Genomic DNA, 25,978 nt, shown 5'->3' on the forward strand with positions numbered 1-25,978 from the left:
TATCACACAAGCTTTTTGATGACCATTTTCACCCATTCCACGCGATCGATCCCTTCCGGTTGGATAGTGGTGACCTGTCCCGCAGGAGTCATTGAGGCTCCTTTATGCTCGCAGAGGAAATCCACGATCTTCTCGGCAGAGACGGGTGACTCCGTGCCAAAGGTCAGGATTACCTTCCCGTCGGAATGATCGATCTCTCTCAGATCGATCTCGGTCGCGGCCAGCTTGAGATCGGCCAGGGCAAAGAAATTCTTCACAGGGACAGGGAATGTCCCATACTGGTCCGTCATCTCTTTTCTGATCTCCTCGAGCTCCTCGCGAGTCTCCGCCGATGTTATCCTCTTGTAAAAGGCAAGGCGTAGATTCTGCGCCGGGATGAAATACTCCGGTATCCTTGCATCTATGCCAAGATTGATCTTCACGGGCACGAGCTCTCTGACAGGTTCGCCCCTCAGCTCCTGGACCGCTCTCTCCAGCATCTTGATGTAGAGCTCGAATCCGAGAGCCGCAATGTGTCCATGCTGCTTGGTTCCAAGGAACTCCCCGGCTCCCCTGATCTCGAGGTCGAGGGCCGCCAGCCTGAATCCCGACCCCAGGTCGCTGAAGTCCTGGAGGGATCTCAGCCGCCTCCGGGCTATGGGCGAGATCGCGCGCAGCGGTGGGATCAACAGATAGGCATACGCCTTGATGTCAGAGCGCCCGACCCTTCCCCTTAATTGGTAGAGCTGCGATAACCCAAACTGGTCGGCCCTGTTGATGACTATGGTGTTGACCCTTGGAATATCTAGTCCGTTCTCGATGATTGTCGTGGAGAGCAGAACGTTGTAATCTCCCGAGATGAACCTGAGCATGGCCTTCTCGAGATCTCTCTCCCGCATCTTCCCGTGGGCCATGATGACTTTTGCCTCCGGGCAGATCCCCTTGATCCGTTGCGCCATGGCGGGAAGCGATGCGACGCTGTTGTGTACGAAGTAAACCTGCCCGTTTCGCCTCAACTCTTTCCTTATGGCAGATCTTATGATGTTCCTCCGGAAGGGAATGAGATTCGTCTGAATGGACATCCTGTTGGCGGGTGGCGTCTCGATAATCGACAGATCCCGCACGCCTGCCAGCGACATCTGGAGGGTTCTCGGAATCGGGGTAGCCGTCATGGAAAGAACGTCCACAGATCGCGCCATCATCTTCAACTTCTCCTTGTGCGCAACGCCGAACCGCTGCTCCTCGTCAACGATGAGAAGCCCCAGCCTCTTAAAGGAGACATCCCTTGAGAGGAGGCGATGCGTTCCGATGACGATGTCAATGCTCCCTTCCTTAATTCTTCTGACGATCTCCTTCTGTTCGGAAGCCTTCCTGAACCGGCTCAGCATCTCGATGGTGACGGGAAAGGGGGAGAACCGTGTTTGAAAATTGTTGTAATGCTGGAAGGCGAGGACTGTCGTGGGAGCGAGAAGAGCGACCTGCCTTCCATCCATCACGGCTTTGAAGGCGGCGCGCATTGCCACCTCCGTTTTCCCGAACCCCACATCACCACATAGGAGCCGGTCCATCGACCGTTCACTTTCCATATCCCTTTTGATCTCTTCTATGGCGCTTAACTGGTCAGGCGTTTCTTCATAGGCGAAACCTGCTTCGAACTCTTTCAGCCACTCCATATCGGCCGAAAATCGATACCCCTTGAGAACCTGTCTCTCCGCATAAAGCTGCAGGAGCTCTCTTGCCAGATTGTCAATCGCCTTCTTCGCTTTCTTTTTTGCACGACCCCAGCTTACTCCTCCGAGTTTATCGAGAACAACTTTCTTCCCCTCGACGCCGCTGTATCGCTGAACAAGGTCCAGCCTGTCGACCGGAAGGTACAAGCGGTCTCCTCCCGCATAGAGGATGAGCATGAAGTCCCTGTCACCAGCAGTTCCTCCCGGCTTTACGAGGCCGGCATACTTCCCTATCCCGTGGTCGTAATGGACAACGTGATCTCCAATCTTCAGGTCGCGAAAGTCGGATGCGAATGTCTTATGAGTGCTGATTTTTTCGATCCTCACCCTCTCGCGCCCGAAGATCTCCCCTTCCGCGTGGACGATGACGTTCAACTCCGGGAGCTCGAATCCGGACCTTATCCTGCATACCGATATAAGAGAGGACAGATCGCGTGCTTCCTCTCCCGAATCTCCGGAGAGCGAAGAGGCATGTTCTCTCAGGATCTCCATGAGCCGGTCCCGCTTCCCCTCGGAGTTCATCATGATGGCCACTCTCATTCCTCGCTGCAGTTCATTTTTGAGCTCCGAAAGGAATTGCGTGATGTTCCCGGTGAAATTTCGAACCGGCCTTGAGCTTATGGAATAGTGGCCCTTCCTCTTGTCGAGCGGGGAAAGATCGGAGATCCCCATATCGTGATCGGCAACCCGCGAAGCAAGCTCCCGTGGATCGATAAAGAGTTCTGTCGGCGCTGGGAATATCGGAACCTCCGATTCGCGGTAGTTATCATCGAGCTCTGCATGGATGTTAAGGAGCTCCTCTTCCACCCGGAATGGATCGTCGACGATGATGTAGAAATCATTCAGGTGGTCGAAGATGCTCTTTCCCTGATCCGTCATGATCTTCCCCAGTCCTTCAATGCCCGGATAGTATCTCTGCGTTCTTACTTTTTCCGCTATCTCTTCCGCTTTTGCTTTGTCCTTTCCTTTCTTCTCTTTAAGGTAGTTCAGAACTCTGGAGATAGATTCTGAATTCAGAGGAACTTCTGCGGCAGGTCTGATTGATATCTTTTTCATTTTCTCGATGGAGAGCTGACTGTTAACGTCAAATGTGCGGATCGATTCGATCTCGTTCCCTGAGAACTCAACCCTGAGCGGCACGTCGTCACCCGGCTGAAATAGGTCGATGATCCCTCCTCTCCTGGCAAACTCGCCTGCGGAGGAAACGTAGTCCGAAGGACGAAAGCCTCCCTCAAGCAGTCTTGCAATGAACTCCTCCATAGAAAGAGTCTGATCCTTCTGCAAGGAGAAGAAGAAGTTCTCGAAAACTTCGGGAGGATGAAGGAGCGAGACGAGGGAACGGAGCGTGAGGACGATGATGGAGGCTTCGCCGTTCAGGATCCTGTGCAGCGCCGCAACCCTCTCGCATGCGGCCTGAAGGTGAGGCGGGATCTGATTGTATGGATCTGCATCGAGCGAGGGGAAGGTGGCAATCCCTTTCGGGTCAGCTCCCAGAAAGGCTATGAAGGAGGATATGTTCCTTGAATGGAATTCGAGCTCGGCTTCTCCCGACACGATATAGGCCATCTTTCTGCCTGTCAGTATCTGTATCAGAGAGATGAAGAAAGATCGAGCTGGTTCGATGAGCCCTGAAAGAGCGATTCTCTCTTCCCGTTCTGAAACTGCGCGAAGTATCCTCGCGAACGATGCATCTTCCAGGATGTGATAGGCGATTTCCGGAAGGTCAACCCTCATTGGCAAATCTATGGATGATCCTTTCTATGAGAACGGAGGTTGATTGCCCATTCTTCAACGGGATGGAGATAACCCGGCCCCCTCTCCCCTCGACGACATCCCTGCCGACGATCTTCGATATCTTCCAGTCTCCCCCTTTGATGAGGACGTCGGGGAGGATCTTCTGGATGAGAACGGCTGGAGTATCCTCGCGGAACGAGACCACATAATCCACGCATTCCAGCGCGGCAAGCACTGCTACCCTCTCGCGCAGAGGGATTATCGGTCTGCCGGGTCCCTTCAACCTTCTTACGGAAGAATCGGTGTTGATGCCCACGATCATGACGTCTCCCATCTTTGATCCTTTTCGCAGGAGATGGATGTGGCCAGCATGGATCAGATCGAAACATCCATTTGTAAAAACGATCTTCTTCTTCTTACAGCGCAGCCTGCGAACGATCGGCAGGAGGCGGTGGAGGCTCAAGAATTTTTTAGTACCGCTTCTGGTTTCTTTCGATACCATGAATAATTCCTACTCGTTTTTCTTCCCGTACAATCCCCTGCTGTAATTCCTTTTAATCTTCAGAATGTCGCCGATCATGCTGAGAGAGTCGATGACCATTCTGACCTTTGTCTCTGTCGAATTTCTCCAGACCACAGGAACCTCGATGATCCTCAAGCCGGATCGGGATGCCAGGAAGAGAAGCTCCACATCGTAGCTGAACCTGTCCACTTTCATCATGTTGATCACAGGCAGGACCCTTTCTCTTGCCATCAGCTTGAAGCCGCACTGGGTGTCCTTGAAGGGAAGTTTCGTAATCATTCGGACCAGGCTGTTAAAGGACTTACCCATTGTCCGCCGGACCCAGTTCTGCTTGATCTCAACCTTCGATGGATCAATTCCCCTGGAACCTATGGCAATGTCGTAATTCCCTTCTCTCATCACTTTCATCAGGACGCCGAACTCCTCAATGGGGGCCGAGAGGTCGGCATCCGTGAGGAGGATCAGATTCCCCTTGCTTGCCAGGAAGCCTCGCCGGAAGGAGAATCCCTTTCCTCTATTCTCGACATTGTTGACGAGAAAGCAGTGGTCGTGAAGATGAGTGAACTTCTTCGCTATCTCCGGGGTAGCATCCACGCTGCCGTCATTAACCACGATGATCTCTGCATCAAGGCTGTTCTGGCGGGTGTATGTCCAGACCCGGTCGAGGGTATCCCGGAGTCTCTTCTCCTCATTGAACGCCGGAATGACGATGGACAGAAAAGGGTTCGATGCCATAACGCGTTGCAGCACTTGAAAGTTTTGTTATCAGGCCATGGATTGGAATTTGTTGCCAATGAGCGACACTTGCCGGGAATACCGAAATGCCAGGCGCGGGATTAGCGTTCTGGGATCTTGATGCTTCCAACTTCCTGGATATACTTGTCGAACTGAACGAATCTTCCGTTATGAATGACAAATATCCTCGGATGCTGAACGACATCACCGTTATTGTCGAAAGTTGTCCGTCCCGCTGCTCCCTCGTAATTATTGATGGCCATTAGCCCGGTGCGGATATCCTCCGGATGCGTGCTCTTCACCTTCTTGACCGCTTCCGCGATCAGCTTAACAGCATCATAGCCGTGAGCCGCAAAATTGTCGGGATCTTTCGAATACTTTTTCCTGAACCTCTGGACGAAGGAGGCCATAGCGGGCTCGGAGCTTCCCAGGTCGAAAGCGGGCTGCGGGAACATGACTCCTTCGGCGGCACCAGCAGCTATATCAACCATCTTCCTGTTGACCGCAGAGACACAGAAGATGAGCGATTCGATCTTTTGGTTTCGGATCTCCTTCAGGAGCATGGCCATATCTCTGGCATAACCGCACAGATAGATTGCTTCCGGTTTCAGCTCTTTGGTTTCTGCGATAATGGCCGGAAATCTGTCAAAAGTTTCTTCCTGGTAACTGAAGACCTTCAGGATCTCCCGGAATTTGCTTCGGAACTGTTTGATGAAGACATCCTTGATGCCGTTTCCGAACTCGTTGTTTATGGCGATGACGACCACTTTTTCGATCCCCTGTTCTCTAGCAAAATCGGCCGTGAAAGTCCCCTCGACGACATCCGATGGATAATTCCTGAAGATGAACATCCCGGCGCCCGTCAGCTTGGGAGTGGAGCTGGCCGGGCTCAACATGACCTTGCGGTAGGACTCGCAGATCGGAGCCACGGCAAGGCTGACGGAACTGGCTATGGGACCGATGATGACGGGGACACGCTCTTTGATGATAAGCTCCTTCGCAGCCGTGACACCCACTCCAATATTGGTTGAATCATCTTTATACAGTATGACGATCTTTCTCCCTTCAACTCCCCCCGCTCCGTTCACCTCTTCAACGGCAAGGTCCATCCCCATCGTCACCATGACGCCATATGGCTCAGCGGCCCCGCTAAGCGAGATAAGGCCTCCCATCCTGAATTCTCTGGAACCGCATCCTCCAGCGAGCAACAGGATTGACACCAGCGCGACGATAAAGAACAACGAGGAAAAGCATGAACGGAATCTTATGTGGCTCATAAGACCACCTCTTTGTCCTTTTGCGGGATTATTAAGATCGCTATAATTTCCCATGGGCTTCTATCCTCGCGAGAGCTTTTCTCAACCTGATCTCAGCAGTTTTGAACTCCAGATCCCCTTTCTTCAACCTGAGGATCTCTTCCGCCTGCTGTTTCTTATCGAGCGCTCTCTGGAGATCGATCTCCTCTGCCTTCTCTGCCGTCTCGGCAAGGACGATCACTTTGTCGTACAAGACCTCACAGAAACCCCAGCTTACGGCGATGTAATGGCTCCTCTCCCCGATCCTGTAAGTGATGAGTCCAATGGAGAGAGAGGTCAGAAATGGGGCGTGGCCGGGCAGCACGCCAAAATATCCCATCTTTCCGGGAAGCACAACCTCGTCCACCGTTGCTGAGAGAACTCTCCTCTCCGGCATCACCACTTCGAATGTCATCTTATCCGGCAGCATCCTGTTAATTCTCTATGATCCCAGCACCGTTCACAAGAAAAAGCGTCGCCGAGATGATGAAGCGCATAAATTAAAGTTGACGAGACACGTTCAATCTATTGAGGCAGCCCTGATACGATCCGCTTTCTCAAGGACCTCCTCGATAGAGCCAACCATGTAGAAGGCCTGCTCCGGGATCTCGTCATGCTTCCCATCGACGAGTTCCTTGAAGCCCCTGATCGTATCCTTCAATTCAACGTATTTTCCGGGCATTCCTGTGAACTCTTCCGCTACAAAGAAAGGCTGCGAGAGAAATCTTTGAATCTTTCTTGCCCTCGATACTATTATCTTATCCTCTTCGGACAATTCGTCAATCCCGAGTATGGCGATGATGTCCTGAAGCTCCTTGTACCTCTGGAGAACTCCCTGGACGGCTCTGGCCGTTCTATAATGTTCCTCGCCCAGGATGCGTGGGTCCATGATCCTGGACGTCGACGCCAGCGGATCCACAGCCGGATAGATCCCCAGCTCTACGATCTGCCTGGAGAGATTCGTGGAAGCGTCGAGGTGGGCAAACGTCGTTGCTGGCGCCGGGTCGGTGTAGTCATCTGCTGGAACGTAGATTGCCTGGACCGACGTGATCGACCCTTTCAGAGTGGAGGTAATCCTCTCCTGGAGTTCTCCCATCTCTGTCGCCAGGGTCGGTTGATAACCTACGGCCGAGGGCATCCTTCCAAGAAGCGCCGATACTTCGCTGCCTGCCTGAACGAAACGGAAAATATTGTCGATGAAGAGAAGGACATCCTGTCCTTCAACATCCCTGAAATATTCGGCAACTGTCAACCCTGTCAAGCCCACTCTCAACCTAGCTCCCGGCGGTTCCGTCATCTGACCATAGATCAGGGCCGTCTTACCGAGGACACCGGATTGTTTCATTTCTAGCCAGAGGTCGTTTCCTTCCCTAGTTCTTTCTCCAACTCCAGCGAATACGGAATATCCTCCATGTTTCTTGGCGACATTGTGGATCAGTTCCATGATGAGAACTGTCTTTCCCACTCCTGCACCACCGAAGAGACCGACTTTACCCCCTTTCGTGTAAGGCTCAAGCAGATCGATGACCTTGATCCCTGTTTCGAACATTTCGATCTTGGTGTTTTGCTCTTCGAAGGCCGGGGATTCTCTGTGGATGGGCCATTTCTCCTTGCTTTCGATGGGACCCAGCTTGTCGGCGGGCTTCCCGATGACGTTGATGATCCTGCCCAGGTTTCCCTTCCCGACGGGAATGGTGATCGGCTGTCCTAGATCCTCTGCCTTTGTTCCACGGACCATCCCCTCCGTCGGTTCAAGCGCAACGCACCTCGCCCTGTTTTCCCCGAGATGCTGCTGGACTTCGGCCGTCACATCAATCGGGAACCCCGTCTTCGATCCATCGTCCGTGATCCTTACAGCATTCAGGATGGCAGGAAGATGGTCTTCATCGAACTCCACGTCCACGACGGGTCCTATGATCTGGATCACTTTCCCTATCTTGCCCATTACCTCGAACCTCCCCTTCTTAAGGCTTCTGCCCCATAGACAATCTCGATCAATTCGGTCGTTATGGAGCTCTGTCTGACTCTGTTCATCTGAAGCGTGAGAGCGTCTATCATTTCCTGAGCGTTGCTCGTGGCGGCATCCATGGCCATCATCCTCGCTGTATGTTCCGCGGCAACCGATTCCAGAAGCGCTCTGTAAACTTGTGTCACCACATGTCTTGGCAACAGGTCTGCAAAGAGCTCGGCTGCCGATGGTTCATAGATATAATCTTCAAGCACAGTTCCAGGTTCCGCTTCCATCCGCTTGATCGGAAGGAGCAGCTCCTCAACGATCTGCTGTCGGGCCGTCGACTTGAATTCATTGTATATGAGGTAGATGGCATCTGTCTCACCCGAAATGAACAGCTCCATAAGATCGTTCGCAATCCTGGAGGCATGCTCGTATTTGACCTCTCTGGAGAGATCGATGACCTCCCTCCTGACGGTGTGGTCTCTCTTCCTGAAAAAGTCCCTCCCCTTCTTACCAACCAGATAGAGAGAAGTTCCGCATTCCCTCTTCTTGCCAAGAAAGGAGATGGCCGCTCTCTGTATGTTGGAGTTGAAGCTGCCACAGAGACCTTTATCAGCCGTTATGATCACGACCTCAATCTTCTTCTCACCCCGCTGGGCGAGCAGAGGGTGGCTCCCGGGATGCGCTCTTGCGGCCAGAGAGTTCAGCACCTCAAGCATCATGTTGGCATAGGGCCTTGCGGCGAACATCTTCTCCTGGGCCCTTCGCAGTTTTGCGGCTGAGACCATCTTCATGGCCCTGGTAATCTGCATCATGTTCTGGATGCTTCTGATCCTTCTCTTGATATCCCTTGCTTTTAACAATCAATCCTCGCCATGCAGTTTAACGAAGGTCTCCTTGAAGGCATCAAGCGCTTTCTTGATCTCTGATCTGAGAGAATCGTCGATCTCTTTTTTCTCGCGGAGTTTCTCCTGCAGTACTGCCTGGTGCTGATCAAGGTAACGGTAAAGCTCCTTCTCAAAGAGCCGGGATTTGGAAACGGAGATGCTGTCGAGATACCCGGTGGTCGCCGCGTAGATGATCAGGATCTGTTTCTCGACCGAGAGTGGCTGATATTGTTCTTGCTTCAAAATCTCGACGAGCCTTTCTCCTCTGTGAAGCTGAGCCTGCGTTGCCTTATCGAGATCGCTTCCAAATTGGGCAAAGGCCGCCATCTCCCTGTACTGGGCCAGTTCGAGCCTCAGCTTTCCTGCCACCTGTTTCATCGCTTTGATCTGAGCATTCCCTCCTACCCTTGAGACAGAGAGACCAACATTGACGGCCGGCCTGACCCCGGAGTAAAAGAGGTCGGATTCGAGGTAGATCTGCCCATCGGTGATGGAGATGACGTTGGTGGGGATATAGGTTGAGATGTCTCCCGCCTGCGTTTCGATGATGGGAAGAGCCGTCAGCGACCCTTCGCCTAACTCTTTATTCAGCTTGGCCGCTCTTTCCAGCAACCTTGAGTGGAGATAGAAGACATCACCGGGATAGGCCTCTCTGCCCGGAGGTCTGCGGAGGAGGAGTGACATCTCGCGATAGGCGGCTGCATGCTTGGAGAGGTCGTCGTATATACAGAGCGCGTGTTTCCCCCTATCTCTAAAGTACTCTCCCATGGCGCAACCGGCATAAGGACCGAGATACTGAAGGGAGGACGGCTCGCTGGCCGAAGCCGAGACGACAATCGTATGCTTCATTGCCCCATAATTGTGCAACATCTTTACAACCTGCGCGATGGTGGATTGCTTCTGCCCTATGGCGACATAGACGCAGATCATGTCCTTGTCCTTCTGATTAATGATGGTGTCGATTGCGAGGGCTGTCTTTCCGGTCTGACGGTCACCGATGATGAGCTCCCTCTGCCCTCTACCGATGGGGATCATGGAATCGATTGCCTTAATCCCAGTCTGGACCGGTTCCTTAACGGGGATCCTGTCGACTACGCCGGGTGCCAACCTTTCGATCGGGCCATAGTGTTCCGTCTTAATCGGCCCTTTCCCGTCAAGCTCCTGCCCGAGAGGGTCCACAACCCTGCCGATCATAACTTCACCGACCGGGACTTCCATGATCCGCTTCGTTCGCCTGACGATGTCTCCCTCCTTAACGAGTGTCGATTCTCCCATCAGGATGGCGCCGACACTATCCTCTTCAAGGTTCAGAGCCAAGCCGAAGACGCCGTTCGGAAACTCGAGGATCTCACCGTACATGACGTTCTCGAGCCCGTACACTCTCGCAATCCCGTCACCTGCTGTGATGATGGTCCCAACTTCGCTGTAATCTATTTCCTTCTCGTATCCCTCGATATGCTGTTGAATGATCTTGCTTATCTCATCAATTTTGATATCCATCCGTTATTCCCCCAGTAGTTTTCGTTTCATCCTCATGAGCTGCCCTTTGATCGCTCCATCGTAAACGGTCGAACCCACTCTGGCTACTATGCCGCCTATCAGGGAAGTATCCACTTTAGCGTCGAGTCTGGCATTCTTCCCTGTAATGGAAGAAAAGATCTTCTCTATACTCTCTCTGAAATCGGCATTCAACTCCTGGGCGCTTGTGACCTCCACGGTCGCCAGATTATTCCTTTCATCCCTGAGCTCTCTCAGAGCCCGGACGATGTCGCCAAGCAGGCTAAGTCGATCGTTTTCTACCAAAATGTATAGGAATCTTTCCACCGGAACCGACAGTTTTGCAAGCCTGCAGATCTCTCCTATGGCAGCTATTTTCCTCTTCTTCCCACCCATTGGCGTCAGAAAGAACTTCCTTGTCTTCGCGGAGCTTTCCATGACCATACGGGCAGACTGAAGCTCTGATTCCAGCCTGTCAAGCTCCGCATTGCTGGCAGCCATCTTGATTAAAACTCTGGCGTACTTTCTTGCAGTACTCCTGTTTTCCATCTCTTTGTTTCAGGTCTGTAGCAGTTGCATGGGCAACGATAAAAAGCGTCGCAAGGGCAAGCGGGCATAGTTTTCGAGCATTAGCTCGGAAAAGTGTCTCACGCGCGCCGCGAAAAGAGCGCACGTTTGTGCGATCTGTCGAGCCTGCGAGGCGGGCGAGAAGCAAGGGACGATTTCCCTGCCAGGAGAATCGCTCCCATTCATGTGACCCATGCGAGCAGCATGCGTTAAAAAAGACGAGAAAATCTAACATATGGATAAAGCATTGTCAATTTGGCTAAGCGACAGGATCCTTTGCTGCTCCTTCGTTGGATGATCTCATGTCAACTTTTCCTTCGAAGATGCCTCCCTCTTCGACGATGAAATTTGGTTTATCAAGGGTAATGGTTCCACAGATTTTCCCACCATTGTGGATCTCAAGTTTCTCCCTGGCCCTTACATCGCCTCGTATCAGCCCGCTCACGGAGAGCACGCCGACATCTACTTCGGCTTCCACTTCTCCCCGGCTTCCAACTATGAGCATGTCTTCCGAAATGATTTTCCCAATGACTTTCCCATCGATCCTGAAGGCATTCTTGAAACGGATCTCACCATTCAGCGTTGTTCCTTCGCCAAGGAAACCGCTTATCTCGGAGTTTGTATCGATGCTGTTCTTTTTTAATCTTCTTATCATATTTCAACCCTGAATGAAAAAGTTATAAAGTCTATCCAGTTCTTCATCGGAATAGAATCTTATCTCTATCCTGCCGCCTCTTCTTCTCTTGATGATCCGGACTTTTGTTCCAAGGACCTTTTGCAGCTCCTTTTCGGCAGCCATGATGTTAGGGTCGATGTTCTGAGGCATTTTCGGCTTCTTGGACTTCCAGCGCAAAGCCAGGCTCTCCACCTGGCGCACGGATAGCGTTTCGGTTGCAATCCTTTGGGCCAGTTTTATCTGATCCTCTTCCCTCTCAATGGTTGAAAGAGCCTTGACATGGCCCATTGTCAGTATTCCCCTCTTCAGTAAGTTCTGGACTTTTTCGGGGAGCTTCAGAAGGCGGAGATAGTTTGCCACAGAGCTTCTCTTCTTCCCAACCCTCTTTGCAATTTCATCCTGCGTGAGTTCGAGCCTTTCCAGCATGGTCCGGTAAGCATTCGCTTCCTCGATGGGGTTCAGTTCCTTTCGCTGAATGTTCTCTACTAGGGAAATTTCCAGGAGATGGTCATCAGCCACATCCATGACTATGGACGGGACTTTCAGGAGACCGGATAGTTGAGCCGCCCTCCATCGCCTCTCACCTGCGATGAGCTGAAATTTTTCACCATATTTCTTGAGAATGACCGGCTGAATGATTCCATGCTCTTTGATAGAACCGGCAAGTTCTTGCAGTTCGTCCCCGTTGAACTCTTCCCGAGGCTGATGCTTTCCGGGCTTGATCAGGTCCACATCGATCATTCTCAGATTGTCCTCTGTTGGCACTCCTTCTTTATGGACGGGGATCAAGGAATCCAGACCTCTACCTAATGCCTTTCTCTTCATTTTTCAATATTTCCTCCGCTAAATTCAAATAAGCCTCTGCTCCCTTGGAGCGTATATCATAGAAAAATATGGACTTACCAAAACTAGGGGCTTCGCCCAGTCGCACGTTTCTCGGGATGACCGTACGAAAAACTCTATCGCCAAAGTGGGATCTGATCTCTTCGGCAACCTGTCTTGAGAGATTCGTCCTATCATCATACATCGTCAAGAGTATTCCCTCGATGTAAAGCATTGAATTTAAATAAGATTTTACCCTTTCAAGAGTTTCGAGAAGCAACTTGATCCCCTCAAGAGCCAGGTACTCACACTGGACCGGTATAATTACGCTATTTGCTGCAACTAAAGAGTTTACTGTCAACAACCCGAGTGAAGGCGGGCAATCAATAATAACAAAATCGTAATTTGATGGGGCAGCTTCAATTTTTCTTTTTAATAGGTATTCCCTTTCCGCAAAATCAACGAGTTCTACTTCGGCTCCGATCAGGTCGATATCCGATGTGACAATTGATAGATATGGTAAATCGGTCTTTAAGATCGCATCTGGAAAAGAAGCTTCATCAAGCAGAATGTTATACAGTGAAGTTAAGCCATCCTGATATATTCCCAGACCTCTTGTCGAGTTTGACTGAGGATCTGCATCTATGAGGAGAACATTTTTTTCAGCTATTGCAAGTGCTGATGAGAGATTGATGGCAGTCGTTGTCTTTCCCACGCCTCCTTTTTGATTTGCAATAGCTATGATCTTCCTCATGGCCTTCCAAAATTTCTTAATAATTTAACACAGAGATAAGAATTTTAAAAGAAAATTTTTCCTTTTAATTTCAACGGGTTAAGTAACCTAATCCGTGGCCTGAAGGATAAAGTTTGAGGCTATAACCAGCCAGCTTTTAAAGATGTTCCACGTGGAACAATTAGGCAATTTCAATCACTGAAACGAACGAAGAACGCCTTCCCGGGAGTAAAAACTCTTCATGTCTTAGCTTCACTGTGAGTTCAGGCTGGTCAAGCACTGAAAGATCGCTTCTGCCTGCATAAATGAATGCTCTTCCATTCTTCTTTAGAATAGATGGAAAGTCGATGAGCATGTCCGCCGAGACCCTCACTCCCCTCATGGTCAAATAATCAAATCTCTCCCCCCATGCAATGTCTGAAAGCCTGTTCAGTCTGCAGTTGATGATTTCTACATCTTTCAATCCCAGTTCTCTTACAGCAGCATTCAAGAAATGGCACTTTCGTTTCCTGCCTTCAACCATAACAAGTTTCAGTTCAGGGAATGCAATCTTGATTGGCAGTGCGGGAAAGCCGTTGCCGCTACCTATATCGAGCAGCTGTCCCCTGCGGCTTATCCGTGGCAGAATAAAGAGTGATTCTGCAAAGTGTCTGTCTGCTATCTCATCTGGATCTTTTATAGCGGTGAGATTAATCGTCTTCTGCCATTTGATTAAAAGAGTATAAAAACGATGAAGTTGATCAAACGGAATCCATTTAGCAGAGATGCCCCTCATCTCCAGAGTCTTCTCCAAAATCTCTTCAAAGCCTTTATTTCTGCTGCTCAAGTTCTCGCTTTCTCTCAATCTCTCTTTTCCTCAGATAGACTGATAGAATGAATATTGCAGCAGGAGTGACTCCTGATATTCTGGATGCCTGACCGAGGCTTTCAGGCCTGACCTTCTCAAGCTTTTCAATCACCTCGGAAGAAAGGCCCGGAATGCCCCTGAAGACGAAATCCTGAGGTATCTTCTTTTTTTCCTCTCTGGCAATCCGCAACGCTTCCTTTTCCTGCCGCTCTATGTACCCTCTATATTTAAGTTCCTCTTCGACGATCTTTATCTCTTCATCTTTCATTCCTGCCGGAATGATCTCTTGCAATGCAGAAGCAATATGGGCAAACTTTACTTCAGGTCTCTTGATAATATCTGAAGCTCTTTTCTCTGAGAGATCAGGCTTCTCCTTATTTTCCGATGGCAACGGTTTGAAATCGCGGCTGGATATCATCACCTGGACCATACCCTTCTTGAGTTTCTCAATCCTCTCCCATTTCTTCACGAACCTATAGTATCTATCATCGCATACTAACCCCAGAAACTTACCCTTGGAGGTTAATCTCTTATCTGCAGTATCGATCCCGAGCAGTAGCCTGAATTCCGCGCGAGATGTGAACATACGGTAAGGTTCCAACGTCCCCTTCGTAACCAGATCATCGATCAAGACTCCTATATAAGCATCCGAACGTGAAAGGATAAAGGGTTCGGCTTTCTTCAACTTAAGAGCTGCATTGATTCCTGCCAACAAGCCTAGGGCCGCTGCCTCCTCGTAACCCGTGGTCCCGTTGATCTGCCCGGCCAGATAAAGATTTTCTATCCTTTTAGTTTCAAGAGTCTGACGGAGCTCCATCGGATCAACAAAATCATACTCGATCGCGTAACCGAATTTCGAGATCTCGGCGCTTTCGAGCCCCTTGATACCATGAACCATCTCGATCTGGATTTCAGCGGGAAGACTGGTCGAAAATCCGTTTAAATATATCTCTTCAGATGCGAGCCCTTCAGGCTCAAGAAAGATCTGGTGCCTTTCTCTATCAGAGAAACGGACGACTTTATCCTCGATTGATGGACAGTACCTAGGCCCTCTCGATTTGATGATACCAGTATATAAGGGGGATTTATCCAGGGATTCCCGAATAAGAGAATGCAGGGAAGGGTTGGTAAATGCGATGTAACATGGTACCTGCCGTAACGCAAAAGAATCGGTGTTATATGAGAAAAATACTGGTTCTTCATCCCCCTCCTGAGCTTCAAATCTGGAGAAATCTATCGAACCCTTCTTCAATCTGGGTGAGGTACCTGTTTTCAATCGCTGGACTCTGAAGCCAAGCATCTTCAATGATCCAGATAGCTGGGCCGATTCCCTTTCTCCGTAACGTCCGCCTGGAAAATGATCGAGCCCGATATGGATCAATCCGTTAAGGAATGTGCCGGTTGCAAGGATCACCGCCTCCGAGGCAAACATCCGTCCGTCCTCAAGCAATATACCCTTAACCTTGCTACTCGACACCAGTATTTCAGCTACGACGCCTTCAATCAGACAGAGATTCTTTTGCCCGACAAGAATCTTTTTAATCTCTTCCTGATACTTCTCTTTATCCTCCTGCGCTCGCGGAGCTCTGACTGCCGGGCCTTTGCTCCTGTTCAAAAGCCTGAATTGAATTCCGGTCCTGTCGGCAATTTTTCCTATTTCCCCCCCGAGAGCATCGATCTCCCTTACAATATGCCCTTTAGCCAGCCCGCCCACGGCCGGATTGCAGGACATTCGGGCGATGGAATCTAGATCCATCGTTACAAGCGCCGTTTCAATCCCCATCCTTGCAGTTGCAAGCGCAGCCTCACACCCGGCATGACCTCCTCCAACGACAATGACTCTGAAAATTCCTTCTATCATCACTTACCCAGACAGAACTTTGAAAAGATCCGGTCGTATATCTCTTCAGAAAACACTTTTCCCGTAATCTCCCCGAAAAAATCCAGGGCTTTTCTCAGATCGGTAAGGATGAACTCTTCTGAAACCTTTTTCTTCATGGAAGCGTTTGCTTCTTCGAGAGCGGATAGGGTTTTCCTTAACAGTTCCCCCTGCCTGACATTGGTGACAATTGCCTCTCCTGTTGCTTCCTCATTGGTAGAAGAGATTATTTTTCTTATCATTTTATTCAGTTCCGCCACGCCTTCGCCAGTCCTGGCCGATATCCTCACAGAGTATTTGAATCGCCCGGGAATAACATTCTTTTTTAGAAGATGCGGTAAATCCGTTTTACTTTCAACAATTAGAGTTCTTGACGGGATGAGTTCATCGAAGAAGTGAGCCTCTTTCTTCGTCATCTGCCGGGAGCAATCGATCACATACAGGATAAAATCGGATTTCTTGATTGCATCCTTGCTTCTTCGAACCCCTTCTCTTTCAATGAAATCTTTTCCCTCTCGCAGACCGGCGGTATCGATCAACCGCACTGGAATGCCCCCGATATCCAGCATTTCTTCGACTGTATCTCTCGTTGTGCCTGGAACATCAGTAACGATCGCCCGGTCATATTTAAGTAACTGATTGAAAATGCTGGATTTACCGACATTGGGAGAGCCAACTATGGCGACGATCGCCCCTTCTCTGATGACCCTTCCATCCCTGTAACTATCCACTAACTTCTTTATTTCCAAAGAAATAAAATTCAAACCGTCCATCATTTCGGCCCGAGACATGAAATTCCCGTCCGCATCCGGAAAATCGAGGGAGGCTTCAGCGTCTGCGATCAGATGCAATAGCTTTTCTTTTAATGGCGCCAACCTTTTTGAAAGTTCTCCTTCTATCTGCTCGTAAGCTATCCTCGCCTGGAAAGAAGTTCTCGCTTCGACCAGATCTCTGATAGCCTCCGCTTGAACCAGGTCGATTCTTCCGTTCAGAAAGGCACGCATAGTAAATTCCCCTGGCTCCGCGATCCTTGCTCCGCCATGTGCAATCTCTTCAAGGATGGACCTCATGATGAACGGGCTTCCATGGCAGGAGATCTCGACTGTATCCTCGCCAGTGAACGATGCAGGATATTTGAAGTAGACGAAATAACCATGGTCCAGAAATCTTCCATCTCTGTCGATTGCTTTCCCAAAATAGAATTTTCTTGGTTCAACCCCTTTTTCAGGCCACTTCGAGACGAAAACTCTGGATGCGATCTTCAGCGCATCATGCCCGCTGATCCGGATTATGCCGATGCCCCCTTTCCCGGGCGGTGTTGATATGGCAACGATAGTATCCTCATTGCTGATCATATTCTTTATTTTATTTGATTTATCTGACTATGGAAAGCAGCGAATAGAAACTAAAACTACTCACTTGTCGTTGCAGAGCGAGATCGTGATCTTCTTCAGGAATCCATCACCAGTGCTGAACGTCTTCACTCCGGGAATCTGCGAGAGTGCAACATGGATAACTCGTCTCTCGTACGGGTTGAGTGGTCCGAGATGGTAATCTTCCCCCATTTTCTTGACCTTCTCCGCCGCGTGCAGCGCTATCTCTACAAGCTCTTCGCTTCTCTTCTGCCTGAAGCGTTCGCTGTCGACGATTATCTTCTTATTGACTCGGGTATTCTTTGATACCATCTTGGTGATGACGTACTGGAGAGCATCCAGAAAATCACCGTGCCGATCCATGATGAATTCTCGATCCTTTCCGGAAAGATCTATCTCAAAATGGCTTTCATGCTCATAGATATTCGCATCGAGATTCAACCTGGCGGCCTTGAGTAGATCCACGACAGCCGATTTTATGATTCCACAATGACCTCCAGCCATGCTGGAGGTCAACAGGATGGAATCTGGCTCCGGCCTGTCGATCCAAAGCCTCATCTCAAGCAATTCTCCCGTTTCAGGATCTTTCCTTTCTTCCAGAATGGAAAACTTCAATTTCTCCTCGGAGACACCGTAACATCTGGCTCCCTCCCTGAGCGCTTCGCGAATCGACTTCCCGATGAATTCTTTGCCTTCTCCCATAGATATGCTTTCCCTTAACGTTTACTGTTTTCCCTCAGCCAGAAGCCTCGCCGCCTGTTTGTTGATGAGATACTGCTGCCCGATGCCAAGGACATTGTTGACGAGCCAGTACAAGACGAGCCCGCTCGGGACTTTCAAGAAGAATATTGTAAAAAAGATCGGCATGAAGTAGGTCATCATCTTTTGCTGGAGCGGGTCGCTTGTTGTCACTCCTGCCATCTTCTGCTGGATCAGCATGGTCCCTCCCATCAGGATCGGTGTTATCAGCCATGGATCCGCAACGGAAAGGTCTGTGATCCACAGGATGAAGGAGGCATGTCGCAGCTCTATGGCAGCCGTCAGCACGTTGTAAAATGCCCAGAGAAAGGGAAGCTGCAGGAGAAGAGGGAGACACCCTGACATTCCTCCCATGGGATTGATCCCCTCCTTTTTGTACAGGTCCATGATCTCCTGGTTCATCTTCTGGCGCGATTGAAAATCCATCTTCTTTTTCTTCTGGTATCTTTCTTTGATCGATTTGATTTTTGGCTGGACCTTCTTCATCTGCGTCTGCATCTTCTTCATAGAGACGAAGGACTTCTGGGTCAACGGGAAAAAGGCGATCCTGATGGCTATGGTGATCAGGATGATCCCTATCCCATAGTTTGCAACTGTGTGGTTATACAGCCAGACCAGAGAAAAATAGAGTCCCTTGGCAACCCAGGCAATGAAGGAGATCGATCCAAAATTGACGATCTGCTGGAGCCCGCTCCCCGCTGCCGATAGCAACCTGTAATCTTTTGGTCCAACGTACAGCATATATTCTTTTTCAGGTGAGGGCATGGCTATGGCCAGATATTTTTCTTCCTTCCCCTCGCCGACATTCCTCCTCTCAGCAAGTATATCGACCTTCTCCGCTGAGGAAAGAGGGATGAAAATGGAGCAGAAGTACTGGTTCTCCATTCCAGCCCAGGTGACATTGCCGACGATGGTCTTAATATTTTCGACATTCTTCTTTGCCACCCTGGATAATTTTCCAGAGACCCTTGCGATGCACTGGCCTGCGTAGGAATAGTTTGTCGGCTTTCCCAGCACGCTTCCAAAGCTACTGCCCCAGAGGATAGAAGCAGGGATTCTCTCCCCCCGCTCCGAGATTGCAAATTCAAAACTGGGGAAATACTCATTGTCCGGTATTCCAAGCTTCTTGACTATGCTTAGCCCTTCTTCATCCGCAAATTCGAAGGAGACTATCTGCCCGTCAACTTTTTGCTGGTTCCTTCCATTAACCTTTCCTTTCTCGACCTTCACACGCAGCAGAGCGTCGCGGATCTTTTCGTTCAACTCTTCGCTTCCCGTTTTGATCTCCAGCGGATAGATGTCGAATACCTTTGATTCGGGAGAGACGAGTTCAAGAGGTTCCCCGGTATCGTCGCGGTACCCCTTGAGTTTCCAGCTCAGGACCACGCCTCTTCTATTGCTGAATTTGATGGTGTAGAGTGAGCTCTCTACGGTGATCTCTCTTGCTTCGCTATCGACTATCGGCTGAAAAGACGCTGGAGCATCTTGCACCGTCTCGATTCTCTGCGCAGTATCCTCCTTCGGCTTCTCACTCTCTTTCATATCCATTGCTTCCGCTGGTTTTTCTATCTTATCGGCGGGAGGAAGATCTTTGGGAGGAGGAAATACAAACTGCCATAGGACAAGTATGGCGAATGATATGCCTATGGCAATGAGCGCTCTTTTTTCCATAAGGCTTTAGTAATGACAAATTTTCTAAGAGTTCTTTTGATACTTATTAGTCCGTCTATATCTAATCCATATTATATGAAAGATTCACCGTAATGCGGATTCCTATTCTTCACTCGAGAGGATCAAACCCTCCCTTTGAAAATGGGTTGCATCGCATGATTCTGAGCAGTGTCAAATATCCTCCCTGGATGACACCATATTTTTTAAAGGCCTGGATACCATATTCTGAACAGGAAGGGTAGAATCTGCATGCCGGTAGAAGAGCGGGAGATATTAATCTCCGGTACCCTTCGATTAACAAAACAATCGCATCTCTGATGATTTTAGCTGGATTCATCTTTACCCGAGTATGGCGCAAGTTTCAGCAGGAGCTCATTGCTCAACTCGCTATATTTCTTTTCTCTTATCCCTGGCCTGGCATTGATAATGATGTCTATCTTGTTACCGATCCGCCCCTTATTCTTCCTGAAAATCTCCCGCAGAATCCTCTTGACCCTGTTTCGCGCATGCGCCTTTCCCAGTTGTTTGCTGACCGTGATTCCTAGCCTTCCTTTTCCGATGCCCTGCCCAAGGATGAATAGCGTAAAAGATTCTGACGTGATCTTCTGTCCCTTAGAATAGATTAAGCGAAAATCGTCTTTTTTCCTTATCCGCAAAGATGGCGGAAATCTTTCATCAGGCCTTCTATCAGGCTGACAGTTTCTTTCTACCTTTTCTTCGTCTCCGCTTGAGGACAAGTATTCCTCCTTTTGATTTCATCCTTTTCCGGAAGCCATGTTTCTTCTTTCTTTTCCTTAGATTCGGCTGAAATGTCCGCTTCATTAGTGATTCTCCGCTTGCATGTTAATAATTGATTAAACTATAATATTAAAATGAAAATTTTATGTCAATAAGTGTCCGATAAGGATGCTTTTTCTTTATATTTTGAGATTAGGACAGAACAATATGTATGCTATGCGAAAGGATTCATGAAACATTACTCGAAGCAACAGAGCGGAGCAAATTGTTGAGCATTCTGAGACTCTTTGTTTGTAAGTCATTAAAAATAAAAGAGATTTATGAATCTTGTTTTCCACAGATGTTGAAAAGCTGTTAATAATGAATATCTGGGACAAAATCTTGACGAAATTGCGCGACAAGATCGGCCTCCACAGGTTCGAAACCTGGTTCAGTCCCACTCGATTCATTTCCGACAAAGACAGCATGCTGAAGATCAGCGTTCCGAATGAGCTTTTTGCACAGTGGCTGAAGACAAATTACAGCACAACCATCGAAGAAATACTCCAGGAAATGGAAGAGTCGCCGAGGAAGATTGATTTCGTGAGCACCATCAGCAACGCGGCTGCCCAGAAGGAAAGAGAACCCTCCAGAAAGGCTTTCTCTCTTACGCCTCCATCGCAATCAGCGCTTCAGCCGATGCTCAATCCCAAGTACACATTTTCAAATTTCGTGGTGAGCAAATGCAACCAGTTTGCAAATGCTGCCGCTAAGGCGGTCGTCGAGGCTGTCGCCAAGAGGGTCCCCACCCAGTACAATCCTCTCTATATTTACGGTGGCGTCGGTCTCGGAAAGACTCATCTCATGCAGGCAATCGGCCATGAAGTGCACCGTGGAAACCCAAACACCAAGTTGATCTACATCTCCACGGAGAATTTCACGAATGAACTTATCAATGCCATCCGCTTCGAGAGGACTCAGGCCTTCAGGGATAAATACCGGAATGTTTCGCTCCTTCTGATCGATGACATTCAGTTTCTGGCAGGGAAGGAGAGGACGCAGGAGGAGTTCTTCCATACATTCAACGCCCTCTATGACGCTAAGAAACAGATCGTGATCACCAGCGACTGCGCCCCCAAGGAGATCCCCACCCTCGAAGAAAGGCTCAAGTCCCGGTTCGAATGGGGCCTCATCGCCGATATCCAGGCCCCTGACCTCGAAACCAAAGTAGCCATCTTGGAAAAGAAAGCTGAAGCTGAAAAGTTCGATATACCGAAGGATGTTTCCATGTATATAGCCAGCCGGGTCAAATCGAACATCAGACAGCTTGAAGGGGCACTGGTAAAGCTATTGGCTTTTACCTCTTTCTCCGGAAGGGATGTTACCATCGATTTGGCTAAGGAGGTTCTTGAGAGTTTGTTCCAGGACGAAACCCCTCTCGTTACAGCCGAATCAATCCAGAAGTACATTGCCAACTATTTCAACATAAAGGTATCGGAGCTGAAATCTAAGAATAATTCCAAGCAGATCGTTTATCCGCGCCAGATCGCCATGTATCTCTGCAAGACACTTACTGATCTATCTCTTCCAGAAATAGGAAAAAAGTTTGGCGGCAAGCATCACTCGACAGTAATTCATTCCATCAAGAAGATAGAGGAAAAGCTGGAGTCTGATAAAGATTTCAATAAGCTTATTAACAGTTTTACCTCTTCTTTGAAATAGGGATAAAGATGTTTTTAAGAAATATTAAAGTTTTTCTTAATGTGGAAAAAAGATGTTGTTCGCTTTGCAGTAAAATATTTCAATCTTCTTCAGGAAATTTAAAAATTTTTCCAGAGTCAATCGGCATGTAAGTAAAAGCATTGTTCTCTTTTCAACATCTTTTTTGCGACTACTATGATGACTTAAAAGAAATATTATTTAAGTTGTGATTAAAGAAAAAATGAATAAATCGCTGCAATCAAAATTTCATTAAACAATAAACTATATGGAGCTAATATGGAACTCACAGTAAAGGCCTCAGATCTTCAAAGAGAGGTACAGCTTGTATATGGCGTCATAGAAAGAAAGGCAACCATTCCCATTCTCTCAAACATCCTATTGAAGGCAATAAAGGGAGAGATCCAGCTCACCGCGACGGATATAGAAGTAACGATTAAAAGCTCCTGCCCGGCAACGGTTTCTTCGGAAGGAGCCGTTACATTATTGGGACAGAAGATTTACGAGAGCATAAGATTTTTGCCCCCGGATGCAGAGATCAACATGAAGCTCAAAGAGAACAACTGGATGATAATACATTGTGAGCGAACCAAATACAGAATAGCCGGAATAGCAAGCGATGAATTTCCTATAATACAGGAATGTGACTACTCACAAGCCGTGACTCTCCAGTGGGCTCCCGTAAAACACATGATTAATAAAGTCATATTCGCTATTACCGCAGAAGATACAAGATATGCCCTTAGAGGAGCCCTGATGGAACTTGACGAAAACGGAATAACGTTTGTTGCAACGGATGGTCACAGGCTGGCGTACATCCATAAGAATGAAAAAACAGGCTTAAAATCAGGAAAGATATATCGATCCATTATTCCCAGAAAAGCTCTGCATGAGCTTCTAAAAGTTGACGATGAGAATCAGATTCTCTTCTATTCAGAAAGCGAGAACCATCTTTTCTTTAAGGTTGGGAACAGAGAGATCATAGCCAATGCCGTCGAGGGAGAGTTCCCCGATTATATGAAAATCCTGGCAGATCGAGAAGACAGGAAGATAAGAATTGTGACACAGGAATTCATGGATGCCCTGAAGAGGGTATCCCCATTCTCAAGCGAAAAAATGAAGGGGGTTACCCTCAGCATGGAGGAGGGGAAGATGGAGATCTTAGCCTCCAGTGCAGACCAGGGGGAGGCAGAAGAGACAATTCAGGCTGAGTACAGCGGGAAACAGATGAAGATAAATTTCAACGCTAGATATCTGGCAGAGTTCTTGACAGCCGTCGGCTCTGAGCAGATCGTCATGAATCTGAAAGACGAGAGCAGCCATGGGATGTTCAAGCCTGAGAATGGAGAAGAATTTCAATACAAGTACGTCGTCATGCCGATGAGCACGTAAAGATATGCCGGGAGAGTAAGAGAACCAAGTTATGGAAAAGAAAGAAAGAGAACAGAATCTGGACCCTTCCTCGGAATACGATGCGACGAAGATTAAGGTGCTGGAAGGGCTGGAAGCGGTCCGGAAGAGACCGGCGATGTATATAGGAACGACCGGCACCGCAGGTCTGCATCATCTCGTCTATGAAGTTGTGGACAACAGCATCGATGAAGCCCTGGGAAACTTTTGCGACAGGATCGAAGTAACTATCCATATCGACAACAGTATCACCGTAGTGGACAATGGGCGCGGCATACCGGTGGATACCCACAAAGAAGAGAATAAGCCTGCGGCGGAAGTAGTTCTCACCAAGCTCCATGCAGGTGGAAAATTTGATAAGGAGAGCTACAAGGTTTCTGGAGGATTGCATGGTGTAGGGCTTTCCGTTGTCAACGCCCTCTCGGAATCCCTGGATCTGGAAATCTGGCGAGAGGGCAAAGTATATCAGCAGAGCTACGGCCGGGGAAACCCCGTAACGGAATTCAAGCAGATAGGGACGACGAAGAAGCGGGGGACGAAGATTCGCTTCAAGCCGGATCCGGACATCTTCGAGGAGACAGAGATCAGTCACGACGCAATCACTCAGCGGATGAGGGAGCTTGCCTTCCTGAACAGAGGCGTCACAATCACGGTCAAGGACGAGAGAAGGGATAAAGAGAGTATCTTCCAGTATAGAGGTGGGATTGTCGAGTTCGTATCCCATCTGAACAAAAATCGCGCAGTGCTGCATCACCCTCCTATCTACTTCACCGGGGAGAGGGACGGAATCGCAGTCGAGATCGCAATGCAGTACAACGACTCTTACAGCGAGAACATCTTCAGCTTCGCCAACAGCATAAACACGATGGAAGGGGGAAGCCACCTGGCGGGCTTCAAATCGGCCCTGACCCGGACTATAAACAATTATCTATCCTCTGCAGATAGCTATGACAGGGATGCAAAGGGGATAACCCTTCAGGGAGAAGATGTAAGAGAAGGCCTTACGGCCGTCATCAGCATCAAGGTGCCCGAACCTCAGTTCGAAGGGCAGACGAAGACAAAGCTCGGAAACAGCGAGGTCAAAGGTGTTTTGGAAACGCTGATGAACGAGAAGCTTGCCGAGTATCTCGAGGAGCATCCCGACGTTGCGCGAAATATCCTCTCCAAATCGATGGAGGCGCTGCGGGCCAGAGAGGCGGCAAGAAAGGCCAAGGAACTGACCCGGAGGAAAGGAGCTCTCGATTCAGCCTCTCTTCCAGGGAAGCTGGCGGATTGTCAGGAAAAGGACCCGCAGCTGTCCGAGCTCTTCATCGTGGAGGGAGATTCCGCGGGCGGTTCTGCCAAGCAGGGGCGAGATAGAAGATTTCAGGCAATCCTCCCGATCAAAGGAAAGATCCTCAACGTCGAGAAGGCGCGGTTCGATAAGATGCTTACCAGCGATGAAATCAAGACGATCATCACAGCGCTTGGGACAGGGATAGGGAAAGAGGATTACGATATCTCAAAGTTGAGATACCACAACGTCATAATCATGACTGATGCAGATGTGGATGGGTCTCATATCCGGACCCTCCTTCTGACCTTTTTCTTCAGGCAGATGCGTGAGCTCATCGAAAGGGGGCATCTCTACATTGCCCAACCACCGCTTTATAAAGTTAAGAAGGGGAAAACAGAAGCCTATCTCCAGGATGAAAGGGAACTTGGCCAATTACTGGTTCAGAAAGCAACCGAAGAAAAAGCCGTTATTCTTCCCGGAAGAGATCTGAAAGTGGAAGGGGAAGCACTTAACAAACTCTTGCTCAGGTTGATGGAATACAACCGTCTGATGGAGCTTATGGAGAGAAGGGGAGCGGGGAAGGATATCGTCGAGGCCACGCTCATGTCCGGCATCAGGGAAAAGGAAGACCTGGGCAGCAAGGAAAAGATGGAAGAGCTTGCAGGGCGCCTCGAAGGTCTCGGACACACCATCTTCGGCATCGACAGGGATGAAGAGCATGATCTTCTCGAACTCGCCCTGAAATCAGCATCGAAGGGACAGAGAGAGATGATCATCGACCTGGAGTTCATATCGACCGTCGAGTTCAAGAAGATTAAATCGCTTTATACGCTCCTTTCGGAAGTCCACGACAGCGCGTTCATCGTCCGCGAGAACGGAAGAGAGGCAAAGCTGGACAACAGGGAGAAGCTCCTGGAGTACATGATGGAATCGGTCAAGAAGGGGCTCGTCATCCAGAGGTACAAGGGTCTCGGTGAGATGAACCCAGAGCAACTCTGGGAGACGACAATGGATCCTGCCAGGAGAAAGCTTCTGCAAGTAAAGATTGACGATTTCTACGAAGCCGACGGGATCTTCAACGTTCTCATGGGAGATCAGGTGGAACCGAGGAGGAAGTTTATTGAAGAAAACTCCCTGGATGTTCAGAACCTCGACATCTAATGTTTGCTAATTTGTTAAAGAGGGCGAGATCGTT

At 49.1% G+C, this 25,978-nt stretch carries 23 protein-coding genes; 3 read left to right on the forward strand and 20 right to left on the reverse strand.

The window, feature by feature from the left end; all coding sequences use genetic code 11:
* Positions 1 to 2 precede the first annotated feature (2 nt).
* From mfd to rpmH, 20 genes are all read right to left on the reverse strand, one after another.
* The gene (gene mfd / locus AB1756_06135; GenBank protein ID MEW5806904.1) at positions 3 to 3,443 is read right to left on the reverse strand and encodes a transcription-repair coupling factor; all 3,441 of its coding nucleotides are present in this window, start codon (positions 3,441 to 3,443) and stop codon (positions 3 to 5) included.
* Positions 3,433 to 3,945 (reverse strand): D-glycero-beta-D-manno-heptose 1-phosphate adenylyltransferase, encoded by a 513-nt coding sequence (gene rfaE2 / locus AB1756_06140; protein ID MEW5806905.1) that lies wholly within the window; start codon positions 3,943 to 3,945, stop codon positions 3,433 to 3,435. The genes mfd and rfaE2 overlap by 11 nt, the downstream gene beginning before the upstream one ends.
* A 9-nt stretch (positions 3,946 to 3,954) precedes the next feature.
* Positions 3,955 to 4,701, reverse strand: a complete 747-nt coding sequence (locus AB1756_06145) for a dolichyl-phosphate beta-glucosyltransferase (GenBank protein ID MEW5806906.1) — start codon at positions 4,699 to 4,701, stop codon at positions 3,955 to 3,957.
* A 101-nt stretch (positions 4,702 to 4,802) separates the two neighbouring features.
* Positions 4,803 to 5,978, reverse strand: coding sequence for an ABC transporter substrate-binding protein (locus AB1756_06150; GenBank protein MEW5806907.1), 1,176 nt, complete (start codon positions 5,976 to 5,978; stop codon positions 4,803 to 4,805).
* A 40-nt stretch (positions 5,979 to 6,018) separates the two neighbouring features.
* On the reverse strand, positions 6,019 to 6,411 hold the full coding sequence (locus AB1756_06155) for a F0F1 ATP synthase subunit epsilon (GenBank protein ID MEW5806908.1): 393 nt from the start codon (positions 6,409 to 6,411) through the stop codon (positions 6,019 to 6,021).
* Between the two features lie 105 nt (positions 6,412 to 6,516).
* Entirely contained in the window at positions 6,517 to 7,941 is a 1,425-nt protein-coding gene (atpD, locus tag AB1756_06160; protein MEW5806909.1) for a F0F1 ATP synthase subunit beta, read from the reverse strand.
* Entirely contained in the window at positions 7,941 to 8,813 is an 873-nt protein-coding gene (atpG, locus tag AB1756_06165) for an ATP synthase F1 subunit gamma (GenBank protein MEW5806910.1), read from the reverse strand. Before atpG ends, atpD begins: the two co-directional genes overlap by 1 nt.
* Entirely contained in the window at positions 8,814 to 10,337 is a 1,524-nt protein-coding gene (atpA, locus tag AB1756_06170) for a F0F1 ATP synthase subunit alpha (GenBank protein ID MEW5806911.1), read from the reverse strand.
* A gap of 3 nt (positions 10,338 to 10,340) precedes the next feature.
* Entirely contained in the window at positions 10,341 to 10,883 is a 543-nt protein-coding gene (gene atpH / locus AB1756_06175; GenBank protein ID MEW5806912.1) for an ATP synthase F1 subunit delta, read from the reverse strand.
* Positions 10,884 to 11,160: 277 nt separating this feature from the next.
* Positions 11,161 to 11,556 (reverse strand): polymer-forming cytoskeletal protein, encoded by a 396-nt coding sequence (locus AB1756_06180; GenBank protein ID MEW5806913.1) that lies wholly within the window; start codon positions 11,554 to 11,556, stop codon positions 11,161 to 11,163.
* Between the two features lie 3 nt (positions 11,557 to 11,559).
* Positions 11,560 to 12,402: a ParB/RepB/Spo0J family partition protein gene (locus tag AB1756_06185; GenBank protein MEW5806914.1), complete on the reverse strand. Its 843-nt coding sequence runs from the start codon at positions 12,400 to 12,402 to the stop codon at positions 11,560 to 11,562.
* Positions 12,380 to 13,153: a ParA family protein gene (locus AB1756_06190; GenBank protein MEW5806915.1), complete on the reverse strand. Its 774-nt coding sequence runs from the start codon at positions 13,151 to 13,153 to the stop codon at positions 12,380 to 12,382. Before AB1756_06190 ends, AB1756_06185 begins: the two co-directional genes overlap by 23 nt.
* A 160-nt stretch (positions 13,154 to 13,313) precedes the next feature.
* Positions 13,314 to 13,976 carry a 16S rRNA (guanine(527)-N(7))-methyltransferase RsmG gene (gene rsmG / locus AB1756_06195; protein ID MEW5806916.1) on the reverse strand — a complete coding sequence of 221 codons (663 nt, stop codon included), beginning with the start codon at positions 13,974 to 13,976 and terminating at the stop codon, positions 13,314 to 13,316.
* Entirely contained in the window at positions 13,942 to 15,840 is a 1,899-nt protein-coding gene (gene mnmG / locus AB1756_06200; protein MEW5806917.1) for a tRNA uridine-5-carboxymethylaminomethyl(34) synthesis enzyme MnmG, read from the reverse strand. The genes rsmG and mnmG overlap by 35 nt, the downstream gene beginning before the upstream one ends.
* Positions 15,840 to 17,213: a tRNA uridine-5-carboxymethylaminomethyl(34) synthesis GTPase MnmE gene (mnmE, locus tag AB1756_06205; GenBank protein ID MEW5806918.1), complete on the reverse strand. Its 1,374-nt coding sequence runs from the start codon at positions 17,211 to 17,213 to the stop codon at positions 15,840 to 15,842. The genes mnmG and mnmE overlap by 1 nt, the downstream gene beginning before the upstream one ends.
* A gap of 60 nt (positions 17,214 to 17,273) precedes the next feature.
* Entirely contained in the window at positions 17,274 to 17,933 is a 660-nt protein-coding gene (locus AB1756_06210) for a R3H domain-containing nucleic acid-binding protein (GenBank protein ID MEW5806919.1), read from the reverse strand.
* Between the two features lie 21 nt (positions 17,934 to 17,954).
* Positions 17,955 to 19,661, reverse strand: a complete 1,707-nt coding sequence (gene yidC / locus AB1756_06215; GenBank protein MEW5806920.1) for a membrane protein insertase YidC — start codon at positions 19,659 to 19,661, stop codon at positions 17,955 to 17,957.
* Positions 19,662 to 19,770: 109 nt separating this feature from the next.
* A complete protein-coding gene (yidD, locus tag AB1756_06220; GenBank protein ID MEW5806921.1) occupies positions 19,771 to 19,998 on the reverse strand; it encodes a membrane protein insertion efficiency factor YidD in 228 nt (75 codons plus the stop codon).
* On the reverse strand, positions 19,985 to 20,398 hold the full coding sequence (gene rnpA, locus AB1756_06225; GenBank protein ID MEW5806922.1) for a ribonuclease P protein component: 414 nt from the start codon (positions 20,396 to 20,398) through the stop codon (positions 19,985 to 19,987). Before rnpA ends, yidD begins: the two co-directional genes overlap by 14 nt.
* A complete protein-coding gene (rpmH, locus tag AB1756_06230; protein MEW5806923.1) occupies positions 20,349 to 20,483 on the reverse strand; it encodes a 50S ribosomal protein L34 in 135 nt (44 codons plus the stop codon). Before rpmH ends, rnpA begins: the two co-directional genes overlap by 50 nt.
* A 276-nt stretch (positions 20,484 to 20,759) precedes the next feature.
* Here rpmH and dnaA point away from each other — a divergent pair, with 276 nt between their 5' ends.
* The 3 genes from dnaA to gyrB all read left to right on the forward strand — a co-directional run bounded on the left by dnaA (position 20,760) and on the right by gyrB (position 25,944).
* Positions 20,760 to 22,100: a chromosomal replication initiator protein DnaA gene (gene dnaA, locus AB1756_06235; GenBank protein MEW5806924.1), complete on the forward strand. Its 1,341-nt coding sequence runs from the start codon at positions 20,760 to 20,762 to the stop codon at positions 22,098 to 22,100.
* Between the two features lie 276 nt (positions 22,101 to 22,376).
* Positions 22,377 to 23,489, forward strand: a complete 1,113-nt coding sequence (dnaN, locus tag AB1756_06240; protein ID MEW5806925.1) for a DNA polymerase III subunit beta — start codon at positions 22,377 to 22,379, stop codon at positions 23,487 to 23,489.
* A gap of 31 nt (positions 23,490 to 23,520) precedes the next feature.
* Positions 23,521 to 25,944 carry a DNA topoisomerase (ATP-hydrolyzing) subunit B gene (gene gyrB / locus AB1756_06245; GenBank protein ID MEW5806926.1) on the forward strand — a complete coding sequence of 808 codons (2,424 nt, stop codon included), beginning with the start codon at positions 23,521 to 23,523 and terminating at the stop codon, positions 25,942 to 25,944.
* Positions 25,945 to 25,978: the final 34 nt, after the last annotated feature.

The organism is Acidobacteriota bacterium (assembly GCA_040752675.1).
Lineage (GTDB): Bacteria > Acidobacteriota > Polarisedimenticolia > JBFMGF01 > JBFMGF01 > JBFMGF01.